Here is a 20,013-nt window from a genome sequence, read left to right as displayed (position 1 = left end):
GGGCCTAGCGGGCCGACTTTTCCGATAATCCCGATTGGCCGGTGCGGCGGGCCAGTTCACCCTCGATGTCCTGCAGCGTGACATCGCGGGCGGCGCACATGACGAGCAGGTGATAAAGCGCGTCGGCGGCCTCTGCCGTCAGCCTCTCACGGTCGCCCTTCACCGCTTCGATGATCGCCTCGACCGCTTCCTCGCCGAATTTCTCGGCGCATTTCTCAGGCCCCTTGGACAGCAGCTTCGCGGTCCAGCTGTCGTCCGGGGCGGCGGCTTTGCGGGCCGCGATGGTCGCGGCGAGGTCGTGGATGCTCATGCGGGCCTCACTGCGATGCCGGCGGCGGCCATTTGGGCCTTGGCCTGTGGGATGGTGTAGGTGCCGAAATGGAAGATCGAGGCGGCGAGCACGGCGGAGGCGCCGCCCTCCAGCACGCCCTCCACCAGATGATCGAGCGTGCCGACGCCGCCCGAGGCGATGACCGGCACCGAGATTGCATCGCTGATGGCGCGGGTCAGCGGCAGGTTGAAACCCGCGCGCGTGCCGTCCCGGTCCATCGAGGTCAACAGGATCTCTCCCGCGCCCTTGGCGGCGACCGTTTTGGCGAAATCCACGGCGTCGATTCCTGTCGCGCGTCTGCCGCCGTGCGTGAAAATTTCCCAGCGGCCCGGTGCCACGGTCTTGGCGTCGATGGCGCAGACGATGCACTGGCTGCCGAAACGGTTGGCGGCGTCCGCGATCACATCGGGGTCGGCGACAGCAGCGGAGTTGAAGCTGACTTTGTCGGCCCCGGCCAGCAGCAGCTTGCGCACATCGTCGGCGGTGCGCACGCCCCCGCCGATGGTCAGCGGCATGAAGCATTGTTCCGCTGTCCGGGTGGCCAGATCATACATCGTGCCGCGGTTTTCATGTGTGGCGTTGATATCGAGAAAACACAGCTCGTCCGCGCCCGCGGCGTTGTAGGCGCGGGCGGCTTCGACCGGGTCACCGGCGTCGACCAAGCCTTCGAAGTTGACGCCCTTGACGATGCGGCCGTCCTTCACGTCGAGGCAGGGGATGATGCGGGTCTTCAACATGCCGCGAGGTGTAGGCGAAACCCTTTGCCAAGGGAAGGCGTTGGTGCAGCAATGATCCACCCAACAGGAGAGACCACATGACCCCATTCAAGACACTCTGCACCGCCGCTGCGCTGATCGCGGCCGCCGGTGCGGCCTCGGCCGAGATGATCACGCAATCCTCGGCCAAGTCAGTCGATGAGACAATGGACGCGCTGGAGGCGGCAGTGACGGAAGCGGGGGCCACTGTCTTCGCCCGCGTCGATCACGCGGCGGGTGCCGATTCCGTCGACATGGAGCTGGCGGATGCGCAGCTGCTGATCTTCGGCAATCCGCAGCTGGGCACGCCCGCGATGCAGGCGGATATCCACGCCGGGCTGCAACTGCCGCTGCGTGTGCTGGTCTATCAATCGGACGACGGTACCATGGTTGCTTACGAGAGCGTCGATCAATTGTTCGACGGACTCGATGTGCCGCTGGATGCGGAATTCGCGATGAAGATGTCCGGCGCGCTGGAGATGCTGACCGGCAAGGCCGTCGCCGACTAGGGCGCGGCCAGCAGCGCCTGCGCCTCGGCCAGGTCGATGGCCCCGTCATAAAGAGCGCGGCCCGAGATGGCACCGGCGATCACGCCGGTGTCTTTCAGTGCGCGCAGGTCGTCCAGCGAGGACACGCCGCCCGACGCGATCACGGGGATGTCCACGACGCGGGCGAGTTCGGCTGTCGCCTTGACGTTCGGCCCCTGCATCGCGCCGTCGCGCAGGATGTCGGTGTAGATGATCGCGGCGATGCCCGCATCTTCGAACGAACGGGCGAGATCGGTCACCATTACGTCGGTCTCCTCGGCCCAGCCGCGCGTGGCCACGCGCCCGCCCCGTGCGTCCAGCCCGACAGCGACCTGACCCGGAAAGGCCATCGCGGCCTCGCGCACCAGATCGGGGTTCTCGACCGCGACGGTGCCCAGAATTACGCGGGTCAGCCCCTTGTCGAGCCATGCCTCTATCGTCGCCATATCGCGGATGCCGCCACCCAGCTGCGTCGGCACCTTGCAGGCGCGCAGGATCGCCTCCACCGGGGCGGCGTTGACGGGGGCGCCCGCGAAGGCACCGTTCAGATCGACGAGGTGCAGCCATTGGCAGCCTGCGTCGACGAAGGCCCGCGCCTGTGCCGCGGGGTCGTCGCTGAAGACCGTCGACTGATCCATGTCGCCATGGACGAGCCGCACGGCACTACCGTCCTTGAGATCGATGGCGGGGTAGAGGATCATGGCGCGCTCCGTCGGATGGTTCGCGGCGCTTTGCCACGCGGACGGGCTGAATGCAATCGGTGCCGGACCCAACGTCAGACTTGATCGGCGACGGGCAAGTTGGGCAAGCTGCGCATACACTCAACGGGAGGACGAGGAATGAAGAAACTTGCGATGATGGCCGGGGCGGCGCTGATGGCGCTGGCAGGTGCCGCGCAGGCACAGGACGCCGCCGTCGGCACGTGGCAGACAGAGGTGGACGACGGCGCATTCGCGCATGTGCAGATCGCACCCTGCGGCAACGCAGTCTGCGGCACGATCGCGCGGACGTTCAACGACAGCGGTGAATACCAGTCGCCCAATATCGGCCGCCAGATCGTGATCGACATGGTGCCCCAAGGCGGTGGTGAATACGAAGGCTCCGTCTGGCGGCCGTCGAACGACAAGGTCTACTACGGCACGATGTCGGTCAGCGGCAACAACCTGATCCTGCGCGGGTGCGTGGCAGGTGGTTTGATTTGTGCAAGCCAGGGCTGGGCACGTATCCAGTAACGACTGCTGATATTGGAAATCTGAAAGGGCGCGGCGCAACGCTGCGCCCTTTTGCTATCCGCAATAGCGCCGCACCTCAGTGTCGCGCAGCCCGGTTTCGCGCAACATGCAACGGTTGCGTGCCTCGTAGTAATAGCCGCGCGCATACCACTGCACCGCCTCCGCCTCGTCACCATCGGACACCAGCCACGCCCCGCGCAGATAGCGCCCGGCGTAAAGCAGGTTGGTCTCCGCATCCAGAAGCGACGACGGCGACCCGGTATGCCCCATCTGCCGCGCCGTCGCGGGCAGGATCTGCATCAGCCCCCAGTACGGCCCGTTACGCGCGCCCGCGCGGTAATCGCTTTCGCGCTGGATGACTCGGTGCAGCAGGCTTTCGGGAATGTCATGGAAAGCGGCATATTTCTGGACGAGTGCGCGCATCTCGGGCGTCTCGCCGGGGTAAAGGCCAACGGTTGCCAGCGGCGCGCGTGTCGTTTCGGGCGCTTCGCTGGCGGTAAATAAACTACAGCCGGTCAGGGCCAACCCAAAAGAAAGTGCAAAGAGGAATCGCATCGGTTCACTGCCTGTCAGATCGCAACGACGCAGCTTTAGGCGATCGGCCTCCGCCTGTCCCGCACCCCTTGCTCGGTCGGCGATCCGTCGCCGATGTCAGGGCCGCCAGCGCAGGAAATTGGCGATCATGCGCAGGCCCGCGGCTTGACTCTTCTCCGGATGAAACTGCGTGCCGATGATCGTGTCGCGCCCAACGATGGCGGTCACGTCACCACCGTAGTTCACATGCGCCAGCCGTTCCGCCGGGTTGGTGACCGCCATGGCGTAGGAGTGCACGAAATAGGCGTGTACCCCGGTGTCGATGCCCTGCAAAACCGGATGTGTGCCGTTCACGATCAGGTCGTTCCAGCCCATATGCGGGATTTTCAGCGCAGGGTCGGCAGGCGCGATCCTGTCGATGGTGCCGGCGATCCAGCCGAACCCCGGCGTCTCCTCGTATTCGAACCCGGTCGTCGCCAGCATCTGCATCCCCACGCAAATGCCGAAGAACGGCACCGCACGGCGGTCCACGCTGTCGATGATCGCCTCCGCCAGCCCCGACCGGCGGAACAACTCCGCCCGGCAATGCGGGAACGCCCCGTCGCCGGGCAGTACGATCCGGTCCGCCTTCGCCACGATATCCGGGTCGGCGGTCACGACGACGGGGCCGCCACCTGTCTCTGCCGCCATCAGTTCGAACGCTTTTTGCGCGGAATGCAGGTTGCCGCTGTCGTAATCGACAAGTGCCGTGGTCATAGCGCGCCTTTGGTCGATGGGATCGCATCGGCCTTGCGCGAGTCGGTCTCAAGTGCTTCCCGCAGTGCGCGCGCGACCGCCTTGAACGCCGCTTCGACGATGTGATGCGCGTTGAAGCCGTGCAATTTGTCGATGTGCAGCGTAATGCCGCCGTGGGTGCTGAGCGCCTGAAAGAACTCGCGCACCAGTTCGGTATCGAAGGTGCCGATCTTGCCATATGGCAGATCGAGGTTGCAGATCAGGTAGGGCCGCGCCGACAGATCGAGCGCGCAGCGCACCTGCGCATCGTCCATCGCCAGATGGCACGACCCGTAGCGCACGATGCCTTTTTTGTCGCCCATCGCCTGTGTCAGCGCCTGACCGATGGCGATGCCCACGTCCTCGACCGTGTGGTGGTCGTCGATGTGCAGGTCACCCGCCGCCCGCACCGTCATGTCGATCAGTGCGTGGCGCGACAGCTGGTCCAGCATGTGGTCGAAAAACCCGACACCGGTCCGGTTATCGTAAACGCCGGTCCCGTCAAGGTTCAGCGTGACTGTGATGTCCGTCTCTGCCGTCTTGCGGGTGATCGTTGCGCTGCGCATGTGGCGGCCCCTTGGTTGCGGTGGTCTGCCGCCTCTATAGGGGCCATGGGGGCAGGGGCCAAGTGGGTGATTGCGCGCCGCCCGCCACTGTGCCAGCCTGAGCGCAACCGGACAGAAGGACCCCGACCATGACCACCTGCGTCTTCGTGCAAATCCGCTGCAAACCCGGCACGACCTACGCCGTGGCGGACGGGATCGCGCTCAAGGAAATCCATTCGGAACTCTATTCCACCAGCGGCGAATACGATTTGCTGTGCAAGCTCTACATTCCCGAAGGCGCCGATGTGGGCAAATACCTCAACGACAACCTGATGGATGTGGCGGGGATCGAACGCACGCTGACGACGCTCACGTTCAAGGCGTTCTGAACGCGGGTCGGCGCGGATATCGCATTAACCTATTGTTAATAAAAGAAACCTTCCCCGCGGGGAAGGTTTCGTGTTTTGTGGACGACCGATGGCCTGCCTCAGGTCGCAGGCTCCTGCGGTGCGGCGGTCTTCCCGCGCCCGCCCGACGCCCAGTTGACGGCTTTCTCGCCCAGCTTCTGGAATTTCTTGGAAGCGGCGTCCAGTTTCGCCTCCCATTCCGGGTTCGGCGTCTGTCCGTCCGTCACTTTGAAAAAGGCCTGAAGCAGGCAAGCGATGGCGAAGGGTTCGATCACCGCGGCCTTCACCGCCCAGGCGAAAACCAGTGCAAAGACAACACCGCCCGCCGACCACGCGCCGGGGATCAGATAAACCACCAGTGCCGCCGGGGCCAGCATCAGGAAAAATACCACAATCGTCAGCGCCCAGGTGAAGAGCGTCAGCCAGGCCGCGTTCTTCAGCATCGGCTTGGCGTTCTGGCCGTAAAGCACCAGCGCCTCCTTGGCCGAGGCATAGGGGTTTTCGGACCGCTTGCGGATCGCATGGGCCAGGATCACCTCATCCACCAGCCCCACGGCCATTTTCAGATAGGCGCGGAAGATGGACATCACGTTGCTCAACCCCGGAATCGGCAGCAGCGACATCAGCCCCTGCACCAGCCCGGTGATCACCTGAATGACCCCCTTGACCAGTTGGTCGATGCCGAACAGCACCGACGCTTCCCCGAAGCGTTGTGTGACGATATCCCTGGCATAGGCGACCTGCCCCTGACCATCGGGCAGGGGGCGCCCGTCGAGGATCTCGACCATGACGGCGATGTGTCCGGCTTTCACGATATAAAGCAGGTATTCGCGCATCAGATAGAGCACACCCGCCACGATGGCGAAACCGATGCCGCCGCCCCAGAATGTCGCCCCGGCCTGAAAGTCGTCATCCCCGAACCCGCCGACGCCATAGCCGATCCCGGCCCCGGTGCCGGTCCCGATCACATAGGCAAATGCGATGCCCACATAGACGGCGATCCGGAACAGCAGGAACGGCATCGTCTGCGCCAGCAGGCCGAGAGCGCGGCCCATCGAAAAATCCCACATCTTGAACACTCCGTGTTTGAAATCCTGGCGCCGATAACAGTCCATCGACCATACCGCCGCAAGTGAGGTTTTCCTGCCCCTCCCATTGGGGGGAGGGATCGCGCTTCTTGGGGACTTGATGATCCGGTGGTCCCCGGCAGCGGTGATCCCACCGTCGTCGGTCACAACGCAAAAGGGCCACCCGAAGGCGGCCCGTTTGGCGTTCGGAAACTGGAGCGGGCGATGAGATTCGAACTCACGACCCTAACCTTGGCAAGGTTATGCTCTACCCCTGAGCTACGCCCGCACTCCGTTTCGTGAGGCTGGATTTATAAAGACTTGGGGTGCTTCGCAAGACCAAAAACCGGTTTCGCGCGAATTCTTTGCATCGCCCGTCGCGGCGTCAACGCTCGGGCGGGCCTTCGTCGAACTGGATCAGGTCCCAGCGGTTGCCGAACGGGTCCTGGAATACCGCGACGGTGCCGTAGGCTTCCTCGCGCGGCGGTTCCTCGAAGCGCACGCCCTTCGCGAACATAGCGTCGTGGTCGCGGGCGAAGTTGTCCGTCTGCAGGAACAGCCATACGCGCCCGCCACCCTGCTTGCCGATGAAATCCGCCTGATCGCCCACCGCGCGGGCCAGCAGGAACGCGGTCTGCGCGCCTTTGGGCGCGACCCGGACCCAGCGCTTGCCGCCGTCCATGTCGGTATCCTCCAGCAGATCGAACCCCATCGGTCCGGTGTAGAAGGCGATGGCAGCGTCGTAGTCGGGCACAAGAATTGCGACGAGCGCCAGATGCGGCATCAGAACAGCGCCACGAGTATCAGGATGAGCGCGGAGAGCGCGATGGCACCGGTCGTCAGCAACATGCCCCATGTGCGGAATTTGAACGGCATCGGGTGCTGCCAGAAGGCCACGGCGTGCAGCGCGCGTCCGGCAAACAACGCCAGCCCTGTCAGATGCACCCAGAACCAGCCGACGCCCTGAATTTCCAGCAACGCCAGCAGAATCAGGCCGATGGGCGCGTATTCGGCGCAGTTCTGCTGGCCCCGGATACGCTGGCGTAGGTCCTTGCTGTCGGCGTCACCCAGCGACACGCGGTTGGCGCGCCGATACGCGATGACGCGGAAGCTGAGTGCCAGAAAAATCAGCGCGATCAGGCCAGCGTAGAAGGATGTGACGGGCAAGGACAGCATCATTCCAGCTCCACCAGCAGGTCCTTGGCGTCGATCTGGCTGCCGGCCTGCACATGCACCGCCTTGACCACGGCGTCACGTTCGGCGTGGATGCCGGTTTCCATCTTCATCGCCTCGATGGTCAGCAGCAGGTCGCCCGCCTTCACCTGCTTGCCCGCGCTCGCCGCGACGGTCGCCACGACACCGGGCATCGGTGCGCCGATGTGGTCGGCGTTGCCGGGTTCGGCCTTCATCCGGCTGACTTTCTCTGACGCGGCGGCGCGGTTCAGCACGCGGATCGTGCGGGGCTGACCGTTGAGTTCGAAGAACACCTTGACCTCGCCGTCCTCGTTCACGTCGGCCACGGCCTGCATGCGGATTTCCAGCGTCTTGCCGGGGTCGATTTCGGCCACGATCTCTTCGCCCGGGGCCATGCCGTAGAAGAACGTGCGCGTAGGCAGGGTGCGGACCGGGCCATAGGTGCGGTGACGGCCCATGTAATCGAGGAACACCTTGGGATACATCAGGTAAGCGTTCAGATCCTCGTCGTCGATCGTGATACCGTCGAGCTGCTTGGACAGGTCCTTGCGCGTGGCCTCCAGATCGACGGGGGGCAGGTGCGCGCCGGGGCGGTCGGTGCTGGCTTTCTCGCCCTTGAGCACTTTTTTCTGGATCGCCTTGGGCCAGCCGCCGGGGGGCTGCCCCAATGCGCCCTTCATCATGTCGACGACGCTGTCGGGGAAGACCACGTCTGTTTCGGGGTTTTCCACATCCGTGCGGGTGAGGTTCTGGGAAACCATCATCAGGGCCATGTCGCCCACGACCTTCGACGATGGCGTGACCTTCACGATGTCGCCGAACATCTGGTTCACGTCGGCATAGGTCTGTGCGACCTCGTGCCAGCGGTCTTCGAGGCCGAGGCTGCGCGCCTGCGCCTTGAGGTTGGTGAACTGGCCACCGGGCATTTCGTGCAGATATACCTCTGACGCCGGGGCCTGCAGGCCGGATTCGAAGGCGGCGTAGTGTTCGCGGACCTGCTCGAAGTAGTTGGAAATCTCGCGGATCGCCTGCACGTCGAGCCCGGTGTCACGCTCCGATCCCTTGAGGCTTTCGACGATGGAGCCCAGCGTCGGCTGCGACGTGTTGCCGGAGAAACTGTCCATCGCGGCGTCGACGACATCCACGCCCGCCGCAGAGGCGGCAAGGACCGTGGCGATGGCGGCACCGGACGTATCGTGTGTGTGGAAATGGATCGGCAGGCCGGTTTCCTCTTTCAGGGTTTTGATCAGCTGCGTGGCCGCGGCGGGTTTCAGCAGGCCCGCCATGTCCTTGAGGCCCAGCACATGCGCACCCGCTTTCTCAAGATCCTTGGCCATGCCGACGTAGTATTTCAGGTCGTATTTCGACCGGGCCGGGTCCAGCATGTCGCCGGTGTAGCAGATCGTGCCTTCGATCACCTTGCCCGCCTTGCCCACCGCATCCATCGCGACGCGCATGTTCTCGACCCAGTTCAGGCTGTCGAACACGCGGAACACGTCGACGCCTGACTCAGCCGCCTGCGCCACGAAAGACTGCACCACGTTGTCGGGATAGTTGGTGTAGCCCACACCATTCGATGCCCGCAAAAGCATCTGCGTCATGATGTTGGGCATGTTGGCGCGGATGTCGCGCAGTCGCTGCCAGGGGCATTCCTGCAGGAAACGGTAGGCCACGTCGAAGGTGGCGCCGCCCCAGCATTCGACGCTGAAAAGCTGGCTCATCTTCGTGGCGTAGGCGGGGGCCGCCTTGATCATGTCGATGGAGCGCATCCGGGTCGCCAGCAGCGACTGGTGCCCGTCGCGCATGGTGGTGTCGGTGATCAGCAGTTGCGACTGATCGCGCATCCAGTCGGCCACGGCCTCGGGTCCGAAATCATCGAGGATATTGCGCGTGCCGGGGGTCACGTCCGTCGTCGGTTTCACCGGCGGGCGGGGGGGCTTGATATCGGCCGGTGGCGTCGGGCGGCCCACGGTTTCGGGATGCCCGTTCACGGTAATATCGGCGATGTAGGTCAGGATTTTCGTGGCCCGGTCGCGGCGTTTCTTGAAATCGAACAGGTCCGGCGTCTCGTCGATGAACTTCGTGTGGTATTCGTTGTTCAGGAACGTGGGATGTTTCAGCAGGTTCTCGACGAAAGCGATGTTGGTCGAAACGCCGCGAATGCGGAATTCGCGCAGGGCGCGGTCCATGCGCGCGATGGCCATTTCCGGCGTCGGCGCGCGGGCGGTCACCTTGGTCAGCAGACTGTCGTAGAACCGCGTGATGACGGCCCCCGAGTAGGCCGTGCCGCCGTCGAGCCGGATGCCCGGCCCGGTGGCCGAGCGATACATCTGGATGCGGCCGTAGTCGGGGATGAAGTTGTTCATCGGGTCTTCGGTCGTCACCCGGCATTGCAGCGCGTGGCCGTCGAGTTTGACGTCGTATTGCGACGCGCAGCCCGTGGCCTCCACCAGCGATTTGCCTTCCGCGATCAGGATCTGCGCGCGCACGATGTCGATGCCGGTGACCTCTTCCGTCACGGTATGTTCGACCTGCACGCGGGGGTTCACTTCGATGAAATAGAACTCGCCCGAATCCATATCCATCAGAAATTCGACCGTACCCGCGCATTCGTAATTCACGTGCTGGCAGATTTTCTTGCCCAGATTGCACAGCTGTTCGCGCTGCGTGCCGGAGAGATACGGGGCGGGGGCGCGTTCCACGACCTTCTGATTGCGGCGCTGGACGGAACAGTCACGCTCCCACAGGTGGTAGATCGCGCCGTGGCTGTCGCCCAGGATCTGCACCTCGACGTGGCGGGCGCGCATGATCATCTTTTCCAGATAGCCCTCGCCGTTGCCGAAGGCGGCCTCGGCCTCGCGGCGGCCCTCCAGCACCTTCTCCTCAAGCTCGCTCTCGTCCATGATCGGGCGCATGCCGCGTCCGCCGCCGCCCCAGGATGCCTTGAGCATCAGCGGATAGCCGACCTCCTTGGCCTCCGCCTTGATCGCTTTCATATCGTCGCCCAGCACCTCGGTCGCGGGGATGACGGGCACGCCCGCCTCGATCGCGACGCGGCGCGCGCTGGCTTTGTCGCCCAGCTGGCGCATGGTTTCGGCGCGCGGGCCAATGAACTTTATCCCGTTGGCGTGGCAGGCATCGACGAAATCGGGGTTTTCGGACAGCAGGCCATAGCCGGGGTGGATCGCGTCCGCGCCCGACATCTTGGCCACGCGGATGATTTCCTCGATGGACAGATATGCGGCGACCGGGCCGAGGTCTTCCCCGATGCGGTATGCCTCGTCCGCCTTGAACCGGTGTAGGCCCAGCTTGTCCTCCTCGGCGAAGACGGCGACCGTCTTTTTGCCCATCTCGTTGGCCGCCCGCATGATGCGGATCGCGATTTCGCCACGGTTGGCGATCAGGATTTTCTTGAAGTCGGCCATGAGCTGTCCCCGTCTTTTTCGCAGTTGCAGCATTGATAGGCAGATGCGCCGCGATGTCCAGAGGGGGCGGTGTGAGATCGGGGCGGGGCGGCGACCCCGCGCGGTCGTTTTACTGCATAAGCGCAACCACATTATCGGTGTCGGGCAATGCCCGGACCGGTCTTGTCTTATGCTCCGCTCCTGGTCGTGCGGCGTGCCGGATGTCATGCAAAAGGCTGTCGACGCTGCGGTTCAGCCCGGCCATCATCATCGCGCCCATGCGCAGGTCCTGCGGCAGATCGGGATGATCCTGCAGCATTTGCAGGAAATGACCGATCTGGCCGAACCGCATCTGGGCCAGCGCCGCGAAATAGGCGGCATCGGCCATATCATGCGGGTTGACGGGCAGGCCGAGCGTCAACGCCGTGCCGACCACCCGTTCAGCCCCGTCCGGCAGCGTCACCGGCACCAGCGTCGTTTCCCAATGCGTAAGCCGCCCGTTCAGGTGCAACGCCTCCTGATAGCTGATGATCTTCCGCCCGGTGACGCAATCGGTGTAATGCTGTTCCACCGCGCGCCCCTCCGCCTGCGGCAGGATGTCGAGCGGACGCAGTCCGACCACGTGGTCGTTGCTCAGCCCCGTCGTCCGCCGGTGTGCGGCGTTGAGCCCCAAAAGCCGGAAGACATCGTCTTTGTCGGATCGCTGGGCGGCGAACATCGGTACGGGAAACTGGTCAAGATCGGCACACAGGGCGCGGGCATCGGGTTGCTGGAACATGGAAGGGCCTTTTCGTGAGTCGCAAATTTGCCCCAGTCATCCATACCCACGGTTAATGATGCCCTAACGGCTTAACCATGCTGTCTTTTTTGCCTATGCGTCGCGTTAACCTTTTGTTAACCTTTTTCCATGGCCACCGAAACCGAACTTGCCGCGATCCTGTGTTCCCTGATTCTGGGGGGCGAGACGGAGGTGCGGCATTACTATCCGGTGGTGGACCGCACCCATCACATCCGCGTCGACTGCGAGACCGACACCCATGTGGTCGAAGTCGGGTTCGACGACAAGCGGTCGTCGCAGGACAGCCTGCATCAGGCGCTTTTCGCCGCCGAAAGGTCCGGCAAGCTGCCGATGATCGTGATCATCGACACCAACGGGATCGAGGAAAACGTGCAGTATCAGGTGGAAACCGTCGCCCGCGCGGCGGGTGTGTCCTATCTGACCGTGACGCAGGATTATCTGATCCGCTGGCAGATGACGGCACCTTTCCGCAATCGCGACCGACCGACACTGTTCGGCTACTAGATCGAGCCTGCCTCGACCATGTAGTTGTTGGCGGTGCACATGGCCGCATCGTCGGAGGCCAGAAACAGCACCATGCGCGCCACATAGACCGGGTCGATCAGCACGGGCAGGCATTGCGCCTTCTTCTGGCCTTCGAGTGCCTCGGGCGTCGCCCAGAGCGTTTTCTGCCGCTCCGTCATGATCCAGCCCGGGACGACTGTATTGACGCGGATCATGTCGCCACCCAGATCGCGCGCCATGGTGCGGGTCAGCCCGTGCACGGCGGCCTTGGCCGTGGCATACGCGGGAAAGCCGCCGCAGGCCTCCCACCAGCTGTTGGACCCCATGTTTATGATCGACCCGCCCCCGGCGGCGGCCATGCCGGGGGCCACGGCCTGTATGGCAAAGAACATATGCTTGAGGTTGGTTTGCTGGCGTTCGTCCCAATAGTCCGACGTCACGTCCTGCCAGGCGTGCCGGTCGTCACGGGCGGCGTTGTTCACCAGCACGCGGAACGGGCCGTGCTCTGCCGCCAGATCGGCGATGGCCGATTGCATCGCGTCGATCTCGCGCAGGTCGCAGATTGCGTGGGCGGCACCGGTTTCGGTACTCAGGGCCGCGCTTGTCTCGGCGTCCTTGTCCAGAAAGCAGACCTCGGCACCCTGCGCCGCAAAGGCGCGCACCATCTCTGCCCCGATCCCGCTGGCCCCGCCGGAGATCAGAACTGGCGTATCTTTCAGGCTGGGGTAGCTTGCGAATTGCGGCATGGCGTCGTCCTTTCGTTTATGTGCGGGGCAGCAGGCGGTCGGGCAGGTCTGACAGCTTGCGCGCGCCAAGCTGCCCCATATTGGCGATCATATCCTGGCGCAGGATGTCGAGCACATGCGCCGCCCCCGGTTCGCCCATGGCACCCAGCCCGTAATGGAACGCTCGGCCCAGCATCACAAAATCCGCGCCGAGCGCCAGCGCGCGCATCACATCGAGCCCGCCCGCGATCCCGCTGTCGAAGAGCAGCGGCAGTTTCGTCGCCGCACGCACCGCAGGCAGCGCCTCGATCGTGGCGGGGCCCGCGTCGAACTGTCGGCCCGCGTGGTTGCTGATCCAGAGCGCGTCGACACCGGCCTTTTCCAGCCGTTCCACATCACGCGCATCCGTCACACCCTTCACGATCAGCGGACCGTCCCATTCAGACCGGAGCGCGTCGACATAGGACCAGTCGGGCGAAGTGCGCAGCAGGTAGCCCACGTGCTGGGTGGAGGGCAGGGCGGTTTTCTGGTCGGCGTAGCTGTCCATCAGCTTCATCCGGGGCATTCCCGTCTTGCGGATACCGGCCAGCCACGCCGGGCATTGCGCGGCCTGGATCGCCAGACGTGGCGTGAGTTTCGGCGGTTGCTGCAATCCGCCCCGCGTCTGCCGTTCGCGGCGCGACGCGACCGGCACATCGACCGTCAGCACCAGCGTTTGCAGCCCTGCGTCCTTTGCCCGCTTCAGCATGTCGGCGCGGATGGTCGGGTCACGTGGCGGGTAGATCTGGAACCAGCCTTGCCCGCCGTGGTGCGCCGCCACATCCTCGGGCGTTTGCGTCGCGACGGTGGAGATGGTGTAGGGGATACCCTCGCGCGCCGCCGTTCGCGCCAGCATCTGTTCCGCCCCCGGCCAGATCAGGCCGGACATGCCCACAGGGGCGATGCCCACCGGCAGCGGGTAGTCGCGGCCCAGAAACGTCGTGGACAGATCGGGCGTGAATTCGCCGTGCAGGATCGACGGCTGGAACAGCACCTCGTCGAGTTTCGCGCGGTTGCGGCGCAGCGTCGCCTCGACCCCCGTGCCGCTGTCGAGGTATTCCCAGACGAAATGCGGAATACGCCTGCGCGCGGCGGCTTTCAGGTCGGAAATGGCGGGGTAACGGGCGTGGCTCATGCGGTGCACGCTAGGGCGCGGCCTGCGGGTTTGGCAAGCGGCGGCGCCTCCGGCGGGAGTATTTATGGCAAGATGATGCGGGTGACCGGCGTAAAGTGAAGGCTCTGCGAACGAAGCGCGAACGTCAGGCTTTTCTAGGGATGGGATTCGGGGTATCAGGGGCCATGAGCAGTTATTCCGACGAAGACGCCTTCGAGGCGGCATCCGTTCCGCTGTCGCAGCGTGCCATGGCGGGGCGGGCGGCACCCTATCTGGATGGCCTGAACCCCGCGCAGCGCGAAGCGGTGGAGGCGCTGGACGGCCCTGTGCTGATGCTTGCCGGGGCGGGCACCGGCAAGACCAAGGCGCTGACCACGCGCATCGGGCATCTGCTGATGACCGGCACCGCGCGCCCGCACGAGATATTGGCGGTGACATTCACCAACAAGGCCGCGCGCGAGATGAAGAACCGGATCGGCGGCATGATGGGCGAGGCGGTGGAGGGCATGCCCTGGCTGGGCACCTTCCATTCGGTCTGCGCCAAGCTGCTGCGGCGGCACGCGGAACTCGTCGGGCTGAAATCGAACTTCACGATTCTGGACAGCGACGACCAGCTGCGCCTGATGAAGCAACTGGTGCAGGCGGCGGATATCGACGACAAACGCTGGCCCGCGCGGATGCTCGCGGGGATCATCGACGGCTGGAAGAACAAGGCGCTGACGCCCGACAAGATCCCCGTGGCCGAAAGCGGGGCCTATGACCACAAGGGGGTGGAACTGTACGCCGCCTATCAACAGCGGCTGAAGGACCTCAACGCCGTCGATTTCGGCGATATTTTGCTGCATATGGTGGTGATTTTCCAGACCCACCAAGACGTGCTGGAGCAATATCAGCGCTGGTTCCGCTATATTCTGGTGGACGAGTATCAGGACACGAACGTCGCGCAATATTTGTGGCTGCGTCTGCTGGCGCAAGGGCACAGGAATATCTGCTGCGTGGGTGACGACGACCAGTCGATCTACGGCTGGCGCGGTGCGGAAGTGGGCAACATCCTGCGGTTCGAGGCGGATTTTCCCGGTGCCGTGGTGGTGCGGCTGGAACAGAACTACCGCTCCACCCCGCATATTCTGGCCGCCGCCTCCGGTGTGATCGCGGGCAACAAGGGACGGCTGGGCAAGACACTCTGGACCGCTGCGGAGGAGGGCGAGAAGGTCCGCCTGATCGGCCATTGGGATGGCGAGGAAGAAGCCCGCTGGATCGGCGAGGAGGTCGAGGCGCTGCAACGCGGCACGCGTGGGCTGGACCCGGTCGGGCTGGACGGGCAGGCGATTTTGGTGAGGGCATCGCACCAGATGCGCGCCTTTGAAGACCGGTTCCTGACCATCGGCTTGCCCTACCGCGTGATCGGCGGGCCGCGCTTCTACGAGCGGATGGAGATCCGCGACGCCATGGCCTATTTCCGGCTGGCCGTGTCGCACGACGACGATCTGGCGTTTGAGCGGGTAGTGAATACGCCCAAGCGTGGCCTTGGCGACAAGGCGGTGCAGACGATCCAGCGCACGGCACGCGCCAACGGCGTAAACCTTGTCGAAGGTGCGCGATTGGTCTGTCAGGGCAAGCTGATCGGCGGCAAGGGGCTGAAGGAACTGACGCAATTCGTGCAGGGGCTGGACCGCTGGCACGCGCAGGTGCGGGCCGAAGAGGACACCCACGTCGAACTGGCCGAGATGATCCTGGACGAGAGCGGCTACACCGGGTTCTGGCAGAACGACAAGACGCCAGAGGCACCGGGGCGGCTGGAGAACCTCAAGGAACTGGTCAAGGCGCTTGAGAACTTCGAGAATCTGCAAGGGTTTCTGGAACACGTCAGTCTGATCATGGACAACGAGACCGATGAGCAGGGCGAGAAGGTCAGCATCATGACGCTGCACGCGGCCAAGGGGCTCGAGTTTCCCGCCGTGTTCCTGCCGGGTTGGGAGGACGGGCTTTTCCCCTCGCAGCGGTCGATGGATGAAAGCGGGATGAAGGGGCTGGAGGAAGAACGGCGGTTGGCATACGTCGGTATCACGCGGGCCGAGGCGATCTGCACCATTTCGTTTGCCGCGAACCGGCGGGTTTACGGGCAGTGGCAATCGGCGATGCCGTCACGCTTCATCGACGAATTGCCAGCCGATCATGTGGAGGTGCTGACGCCGCCGGGTCTTTACGGTGGCGGATACGGTGCAGCCGGTATGGCCGTCAGCGCCTCGCCCGTGTTGCAGGAGGCGATGGGATCGGACCTGCACCAGAAGGCGGCGGATGCGAATGTGTATAATTCGCCCGGCTGGCGGCGCTTGCAGGCGCGGGGCCAGCAGCGCGGCATGACGATGCCGTCGGAGGCGCGCAACATGACGATCGATCTGGATGCTGTCAGCGCCTTCACCACGGGCGATCGGGTCTTTCACCAGAAGTTCGGCTATGGTGAGGTGATGGCGATCGAGGGTGACAAGCTGGAAATCGCATTCGACAAGGCGGGATCGAAGCATGTCGTGGCACGGTTCGTGGTGAATGCGGCGCAGGCCGATGATGTTCCGTTCTGACGCCGGATGACGCTTTTGCGCCTGTGTGGCGCAACTCGCCCCACCCGCCGTCCCGGCGACGCGGATCGTTGCGTCGTTTTCGCCGGTGATGTTGCGCCGCCTCCGGCGGGAGTATTTGGAGCAAGATAATGCACACGACCAACTACACCGATACGCTGATCCTGATCGCCGAGGATTGCCGGGCTGACGCAGGCACCGTCCCGGCCAAACCCGAGACCGTGGCGGGGTTGCAATATGCGATGCTGATCGACGCGCCCTATACCATGACCAGCGACGACCTGCTGGTGGCGGTGACCGCCGCGCGGCGCGATGTGCCGCAGGCGGATCACGCGGCATTGCGTGAAGACCTGTTTTCCAAGGGCCAGCCCTGTCTGCGCGCCTCGCCGCTGGTCAAGACCCACGGCTGGGGTATTCATGCCGACGACCGGTCGCGTGTCGCTCTGGTCGGGCGCGAGACGGCGACCTACCGGGCGCTGATGGGCGATCCGGCTGTCACCAAGGTGCGCGGGATGCGGTCGCGGCGTGGGTAAAACCGGGTGCTGCGGCGGGGGTAATCCATTCATCTGCCGTCCGAGTATGACTTAATCCGGCGGCCCGACCGTGTCCGCGTGCGGCATGACGATCTTGCGCTGCTCCGGTGTCAGCCGTGACAGCAGTGCCGCGCTGGGCCTGTAGGGGTGGCGGAAGAACCCCCAGCTTGGTCCGTAGCGATAGACAGCCATACGCCGCTGGCCTTCGTTCATCCGTGCCGCGGCGCCATGCATGATCGCATCGACGAACATCAGCGCATCGCCGGCGTTCAGGTGCACCTCGACAGCGCCGGTCACCCCATCGACGGAGCGCGCGGCGTCCGTCATCGCGGCATCACCGAATTCGGGGTGCATGACGTTCGATTTGTGGCTGCCGGGGATCACCATCGTGGCCCCGTCGCCCGGCCCGATGTCGGTGAAGGCCATGAGGATATTGACCTGCCCGCAGTGAAACCGACCGTCGTGATAGCGATACTGGCAGCGGATCACCCGGTCCTGTCCACCCGAATGCAGCCCGATCGCCTCGCCCTTCGTGCGGATGCTGGCGAAATTCTCGTCGATGAAACAGGGGCCGTGCAATGCGTCGAAGCCCGGTTCGTCGGTGCCGATGAAATGCTGCACCTTGGCGATCCACGCCGGGTGGTCGATCAGTGTTTCGAAGGCCGGTCCGGCCTCGTAGATCTGTTGCATGTTCAGCCCTTCATGAGCACCGGTGAAGGTGTGGCCATGCACATGGCCGCGCCATTCGCCCGAGCCGCAATCCTGCAGGTGGTCGAGCGTGGTGTTGCAGGCCGCGACCTCTGCCGTGGACAGCGCGCCTTTCAGCACGACGAAGCCCTGCAGGTCGAAGAGGTAGCGTTCCATGTCGGTGACGGCGCGGTCGGTCATCGGCGGCTCCCTGGTTGCCTGCTACAGGCTGGCCCGCGCCCCGCCGGAAATCAAGCCGCGCGCAATCGCTAATGCGTGAGCAGCGGGTAGAGCGAAATCACCAGCAGCACCGCCATCGTGATGTTGAAGACCCGCAGGCGTCGCGCGGTGCCGAGGAACCGGCGCACCTGCACGCCCATCCATGCCCAGATCGTGATGCTGGGCAGGTTCGTCGCAGCGAAGACCAGCGCCACGATCAGCGAGCCGTAAAGCACGCTTTTGTCCTGGGGCGCATAGCCGCTGATCGCGGTGATCGCCATGAACCAGGCCTTGGGGTTGACCCACTGGAAGGCGGCGGCCTGAAGAAAGGTGAAGGGCTTGCCCTCGACCTTCTTGGCTTCTGGCGGAACGGCATTGGCGATCTTCCACGCGAGCCACAGCATGTAGGTCACGGCCAGAACCTTCAGCACGATGTTCAGCCAGGGGAATTCCTCGAACATACGCAGCAGCACCAGCCCGACCATCGTCACCATGAAGGAATGACCCAGCGAGATGCCCAGCATATGCGGCACCGTGCGGCGCAGCCCGTAGTTGGCGCCCGACGCCATCAACATCAGGTTGTTCGGCCCGGGGGTGATCGAGCTGACGAAGGCGAACTGCACGAGCAGGAAGAGGGTGACGGTATCCATGCGGTGCAGATTATGCGCAAGAAGCAACAATGAAATTGCGTTCACTGCACAATTGGCGCTATTGCTGCAATCCATGGCGAAGATCGACGACATCAACGCGCGGATATTGCGTGAGCTGAGCCGCGACGGGCGCGCCAGCAACCTTGTGCTGGCGGAAAAGGTCGGGCTGTCGCCCTCCGCCTGCCTGCGCCGGGTGCAGGAACTGGAGCGTGCGGGCGTGATCAAAGGATACCGCGCCCGGCTCGACCCTGCGCAGACGGGCCGCGCCTATGTCGTCTACGTTGCCGTCGGCCTCGCGGAGCATACCAAAGCCGCGCAGGAAGGGTTCGAGCGGGCCATGCAGCGCGCCGACGAGGTGACGGAGTGCCACAACGTCGCCGGTGCCTTCGAATATATGCTGCGGGTCGAGGTGGCGGACCTGCCGGCCTACAAGGCGTTTCACACCGAAACGCTGGGCACCGTGCCGCATGTGCGCTCGATCACGAGCTACATGGTGATGGGGTCGCCCAAGGACGTGCGGGGCTGAACCCGCACGTCCCGTGCAGATCAGCGGTTGGCGTAGAAGATACCGGCGATGGCGTTGCCGTCGAACGCGCCTGCTGCCTGGTTATCGGTATAAAAGCCACCCTCGAGCGGGGCCGATACACCGTTGTAGGTCGCCGTGCCCGCCATCGTGCTGCCTGTGACGGTCGCGCTGATCACCATGGTGTCACCGTCGTCCACGTCCGACATCTTGAAGCTGTTGCTGGCCAGATTGTAGTTGAACGAGACCGGGCGGCTGTTCACGAAACGTGTCGGCGTCAGAACCGAATAGCGACCGGCGAAGGTGGTGTTCCCGGCGGGTGCTGCCTCTGTCGTGCCGGTGATGCCGGAAAAGACGGTGCCATCGGTCTGTATTCCGCCGATCGCAAGTACGTTGCGCCCCTGATAGCTGGCGCCCTGCGTCATGCCGGTGCTGATCCACGACCGCTGGCCGTTGAGGGTCGCACCGCCCTCGGGGAGCGCGTAGGTCGTGCCGTCGTCGACGACGGAATAGCGGCCGGCTTCCAAATAGGCACCATCTGCGGCGGGTGGTGGCGGCGGCATCATCGGCGGCTGATCGCTTGTGCTTGAACCACCGCAGGCCGCAAGAGCGGACACGGCGAGGACTGACATGAGGGATTTACGCATAACAAGGTCTCCTGATCGCAAGACGGCAACGGGCTGCCGTGACCGATGATCCCGCCTTTCATGCGAATTTGCGAGTCCAAGACAAACACTGAAAACAAAAAACGGCCGCGCCCGGGAGGAGGTGGGCACGACCGTTCATTTGATCGGCGCCCGACCGCGTCTCGGGAGGAGAAGAGCGGGGCGCGTCCTCGCCACCTGGCCCGGGAGGAGGTGGACACCGGTGGCGG

General features: G+C 64.2%; 23 protein-coding genes and 1 tRNA gene. 7 read left to right on the top strand and 17 right to left on the bottom strand.

What is annotated here, in order from left to right:
• Positions 1 to 4: 4 nt before the first annotated feature.
• The gene (locus AC04PH_RS12455; protein WP_483066060.1) at positions 5 to 310 is read right to left on the bottom strand and encodes a phosphoribosyl-ATP diphosphatase; all 306 of its coding nucleotides are present in this window, start codon (positions 308 to 310) and stop codon (positions 5 to 7) included.
• Entirely contained in the window at positions 307 to 1,068 is a 762-nt protein-coding gene (gene hisF / locus AC04PH_RS12450; RefSeq protein ID WP_483066059.1) for an imidazole glycerol phosphate synthase subunit HisF, read from the bottom strand. The genes AC04PH_RS12455 and hisF overlap by 4 nt, the downstream gene beginning before the upstream one ends.
• 77 nt (positions 1,069 to 1,145) lie before the next feature.
• On the opposite strand from hisF, the gene AC04PH_RS12445 reads away from it, so the two are divergent.
• The gene (locus AC04PH_RS12445) at positions 1,146 to 1,595 is read left to right on the top strand and encodes a DUF302 domain-containing protein (protein ID WP_483066058.1); all 450 of its coding nucleotides are present in this window, start codon (positions 1,146 to 1,148) and stop codon (positions 1,593 to 1,595) included.
• On the opposite strand, the gene hisA is transcribed toward AC04PH_RS12445, so the two are convergent.
• Positions 1,592 to 2,314: a 1-(5-phosphoribosyl)-5-[(5-phosphoribosylamino)methylideneamino]imidazole-4-carboxamide isomerase gene (hisA, locus tag AC04PH_RS12440; RefSeq protein ID WP_483066057.1), complete on the bottom strand. Its 723-nt coding sequence runs from the start codon at positions 2,312 to 2,314 to the stop codon at positions 1,592 to 1,594. The genes AC04PH_RS12445 and hisA overlap by 4 nt on opposite strands.
• Before the next feature lie 138 nt (positions 2,315 to 2,452).
• On the opposite strand from hisA, the gene AC04PH_RS12435 reads away from it, so the two are divergent.
• Entirely contained in the window at positions 2,453 to 2,845 is a 393-nt protein-coding gene (locus tag AC04PH_RS12435; protein ID WP_483066056.1) for a DUF2147 domain-containing protein, read from the top strand.
• 54 nt (positions 2,846 to 2,899) lie between these two features.
• On the opposite strand, the gene AC04PH_RS12430 is transcribed toward AC04PH_RS12435, so the two are convergent.
• The 3 genes from AC04PH_RS12430 to hisB form a co-directional block, all read right to left on the bottom strand.
• A complete protein-coding gene (locus AC04PH_RS12430; RefSeq protein ID WP_483066055.1) occupies positions 2,900 to 3,400 on the bottom strand; it encodes a transglycosylase SLT domain-containing protein in 501 nt (166 codons plus the stop codon).
• A gap of 96 nt (positions 3,401 to 3,496) precedes the next feature.
• Entirely contained in the window at positions 3,497 to 4,135 is a 639-nt protein-coding gene (hisH, locus tag AC04PH_RS12425) for an imidazole glycerol phosphate synthase subunit HisH (protein ID WP_483066054.1), read from the bottom strand.
• A complete protein-coding gene (gene hisB / locus AC04PH_RS12420) occupies positions 4,132 to 4,719 on the bottom strand; it encodes an imidazoleglycerol-phosphate dehydratase HisB (protein WP_483066053.1) in 588 nt (195 codons plus the stop codon). The genes hisH and hisB overlap by 4 nt, the downstream gene beginning before the upstream one ends.
• Before the next feature lie 128 nt (positions 4,720 to 4,847).
• Here hisB and AC04PH_RS12415 point away from each other — a divergent pair, with 128 nt between their 5' ends.
• On the top strand, positions 4,848 to 5,087 hold the full coding sequence (locus tag AC04PH_RS12415; protein WP_483066052.1) for an Lrp/AsnC ligand binding domain-containing protein: 240 nt from the start codon (positions 4,848 to 4,850) through the stop codon (positions 5,085 to 5,087).
• A 98-nt stretch (positions 5,088 to 5,185) separates the two neighbouring features.
• Here the strand turns inward: AC04PH_RS12415 and AC04PH_RS12410 are convergent, their stop codons facing one another.
• From AC04PH_RS12410 to AC04PH_RS12385, 6 genes are all read right to left on the bottom strand, one after another.
• Positions 5,186 to 6,175, bottom strand: coding sequence for a hypothetical protein (locus AC04PH_RS12410; protein ID WP_483066051.1), 990 nt, complete (start codon positions 6,173 to 6,175; stop codon positions 5,186 to 5,188).
• A 211-nt stretch (positions 6,176 to 6,386) separates the two neighbouring features.
• A tRNA-Gly gene (locus tag AC04PH_RS12405) sits at positions 6,387 to 6,461 on the bottom strand.
• Between the two features lie 96 nt (positions 6,462 to 6,557).
• Positions 6,558 to 6,956: a VOC family protein gene (locus tag AC04PH_RS12400; RefSeq protein WP_483066050.1), complete on the bottom strand. Its 399-nt coding sequence runs from the start codon at positions 6,954 to 6,956 to the stop codon at positions 6,558 to 6,560.
• Positions 6,956 to 7,351, bottom strand: coding sequence for an MAPEG family protein (locus AC04PH_RS12395; protein WP_483066049.1), 396 nt, complete (start codon positions 7,349 to 7,351; stop codon positions 6,956 to 6,958). Before AC04PH_RS12395 ends, AC04PH_RS12400 begins: the two co-directional genes overlap by 1 nt.
• Positions 7,348 to 10,791: a pyruvate carboxylase gene (pyc, locus tag AC04PH_RS12390; RefSeq protein WP_483066048.1), complete on the bottom strand. Its 3,444-nt coding sequence runs from the start codon at positions 10,789 to 10,791 to the stop codon at positions 7,348 to 7,350. Before pyc ends, AC04PH_RS12395 begins: the two co-directional genes overlap by 4 nt.
• A 109-nt stretch (positions 10,792 to 10,900) precedes the next feature.
• Positions 10,901 to 11,548, bottom strand: coding sequence for a PAS domain-containing protein (locus AC04PH_RS12385; protein WP_483066047.1), 648 nt, complete (start codon positions 11,546 to 11,548; stop codon positions 10,901 to 10,903).
• Between the two features lie 129 nt (positions 11,549 to 11,677).
• On the opposite strand from AC04PH_RS12385, the gene AC04PH_RS12380 reads away from it, so the two are divergent.
• The gene (locus AC04PH_RS12380) at positions 11,678 to 12,073 is read left to right on the top strand and encodes a hypothetical protein (RefSeq protein WP_483066046.1); all 396 of its coding nucleotides are present in this window, start codon (positions 11,678 to 11,680) and stop codon (positions 12,071 to 12,073) included.
• Here AC04PH_RS12380 and AC04PH_RS12375 read toward each other — a convergent pair.
• Together AC04PH_RS12375 and AC04PH_RS12370 are read right to left on the bottom strand one after the other, a co-directional pair.
• The gene (locus AC04PH_RS12375; RefSeq protein WP_483066045.1) at positions 12,070 to 12,819 is read right to left on the bottom strand and encodes an SDR family NAD(P)-dependent oxidoreductase; all 750 of its coding nucleotides are present in this window, start codon (positions 12,817 to 12,819) and stop codon (positions 12,070 to 12,072) included. The two genes, AC04PH_RS12380 and AC04PH_RS12375, sit on opposite strands and share 4 nt — an antisense overlap.
• Before the next feature lie 16 nt (positions 12,820 to 12,835).
• Positions 12,836 to 13,972 carry an alpha-hydroxy acid oxidase gene (locus tag AC04PH_RS12370; protein ID WP_483066044.1) on the bottom strand — a complete coding sequence of 379 codons (1,137 nt, stop codon included), beginning with the start codon at positions 13,970 to 13,972 and terminating at the stop codon, positions 12,836 to 12,838.
• A 164-nt stretch (positions 13,973 to 14,136) separates the two neighbouring features.
• Between AC04PH_RS12370 and AC04PH_RS12365 the strand changes: the two genes are divergently transcribed.
• A complete protein-coding gene (locus AC04PH_RS12365) occupies positions 14,137 to 16,530 on the top strand; it encodes an ATP-dependent helicase (RefSeq protein ID WP_483066043.1) in 2,394 nt (797 codons plus the stop codon).
• Between the two features lie 128 nt (positions 16,531 to 16,658).
• Positions 16,659 to 17,060 carry a DUF6157 family protein gene (locus AC04PH_RS12360; protein ID WP_483066042.1) on the top strand — a complete coding sequence of 134 codons (402 nt, stop codon included), beginning with the start codon at positions 16,659 to 16,661 and terminating at the stop codon, positions 17,058 to 17,060.
• A 51-nt stretch (positions 17,061 to 17,111) separates the two neighbouring features.
• Here the strand turns inward: AC04PH_RS12360 and AC04PH_RS12355 are convergent, their stop codons facing one another.
• A complete protein-coding gene (locus AC04PH_RS12355) occupies positions 17,112 to 17,948 on the bottom strand; it encodes a phytanoyl-CoA dioxygenase family protein (RefSeq protein WP_483066041.1) in 837 nt (278 codons plus the stop codon).
• Between the two features lie 68 nt (positions 17,949 to 18,016).
• On the bottom strand, positions 18,017 to 18,616 hold the full coding sequence (locus AC04PH_RS12350) for a LysE family translocator (protein WP_483066040.1): 600 nt from the start codon (positions 18,614 to 18,616) through the stop codon (positions 18,017 to 18,019).
• Positions 18,617 to 18,689: 73 nt separating this feature from the next.
• Between AC04PH_RS12350 and AC04PH_RS12345 the strand changes: the two genes are divergently transcribed.
• Positions 18,690 to 19,142: an Lrp/AsnC family transcriptional regulator gene (locus AC04PH_RS12345; protein WP_483066039.1), complete on the top strand. Its 453-nt coding sequence runs from the start codon at positions 18,690 to 18,692 to the stop codon at positions 19,140 to 19,142.
• A gap of 20 nt (positions 19,143 to 19,162) precedes the next feature.
• On the opposite strand, the gene AC04PH_RS12340 is transcribed toward AC04PH_RS12345, so the two are convergent.
• On the bottom strand, positions 19,163 to 19,786 hold the full coding sequence (locus AC04PH_RS12340; protein ID WP_483066038.1) for a hypothetical protein: 624 nt from the start codon (positions 19,784 to 19,786) through the stop codon (positions 19,163 to 19,165).
• Positions 19,787 to 20,013 lie beyond the last annotated feature (227 nt).

This window comes from Yoonia sp. KMU-150, from assembly GCF_056858355.1.
This window is presented reverse-complemented; position numbering and strand designations above follow the sequence as displayed.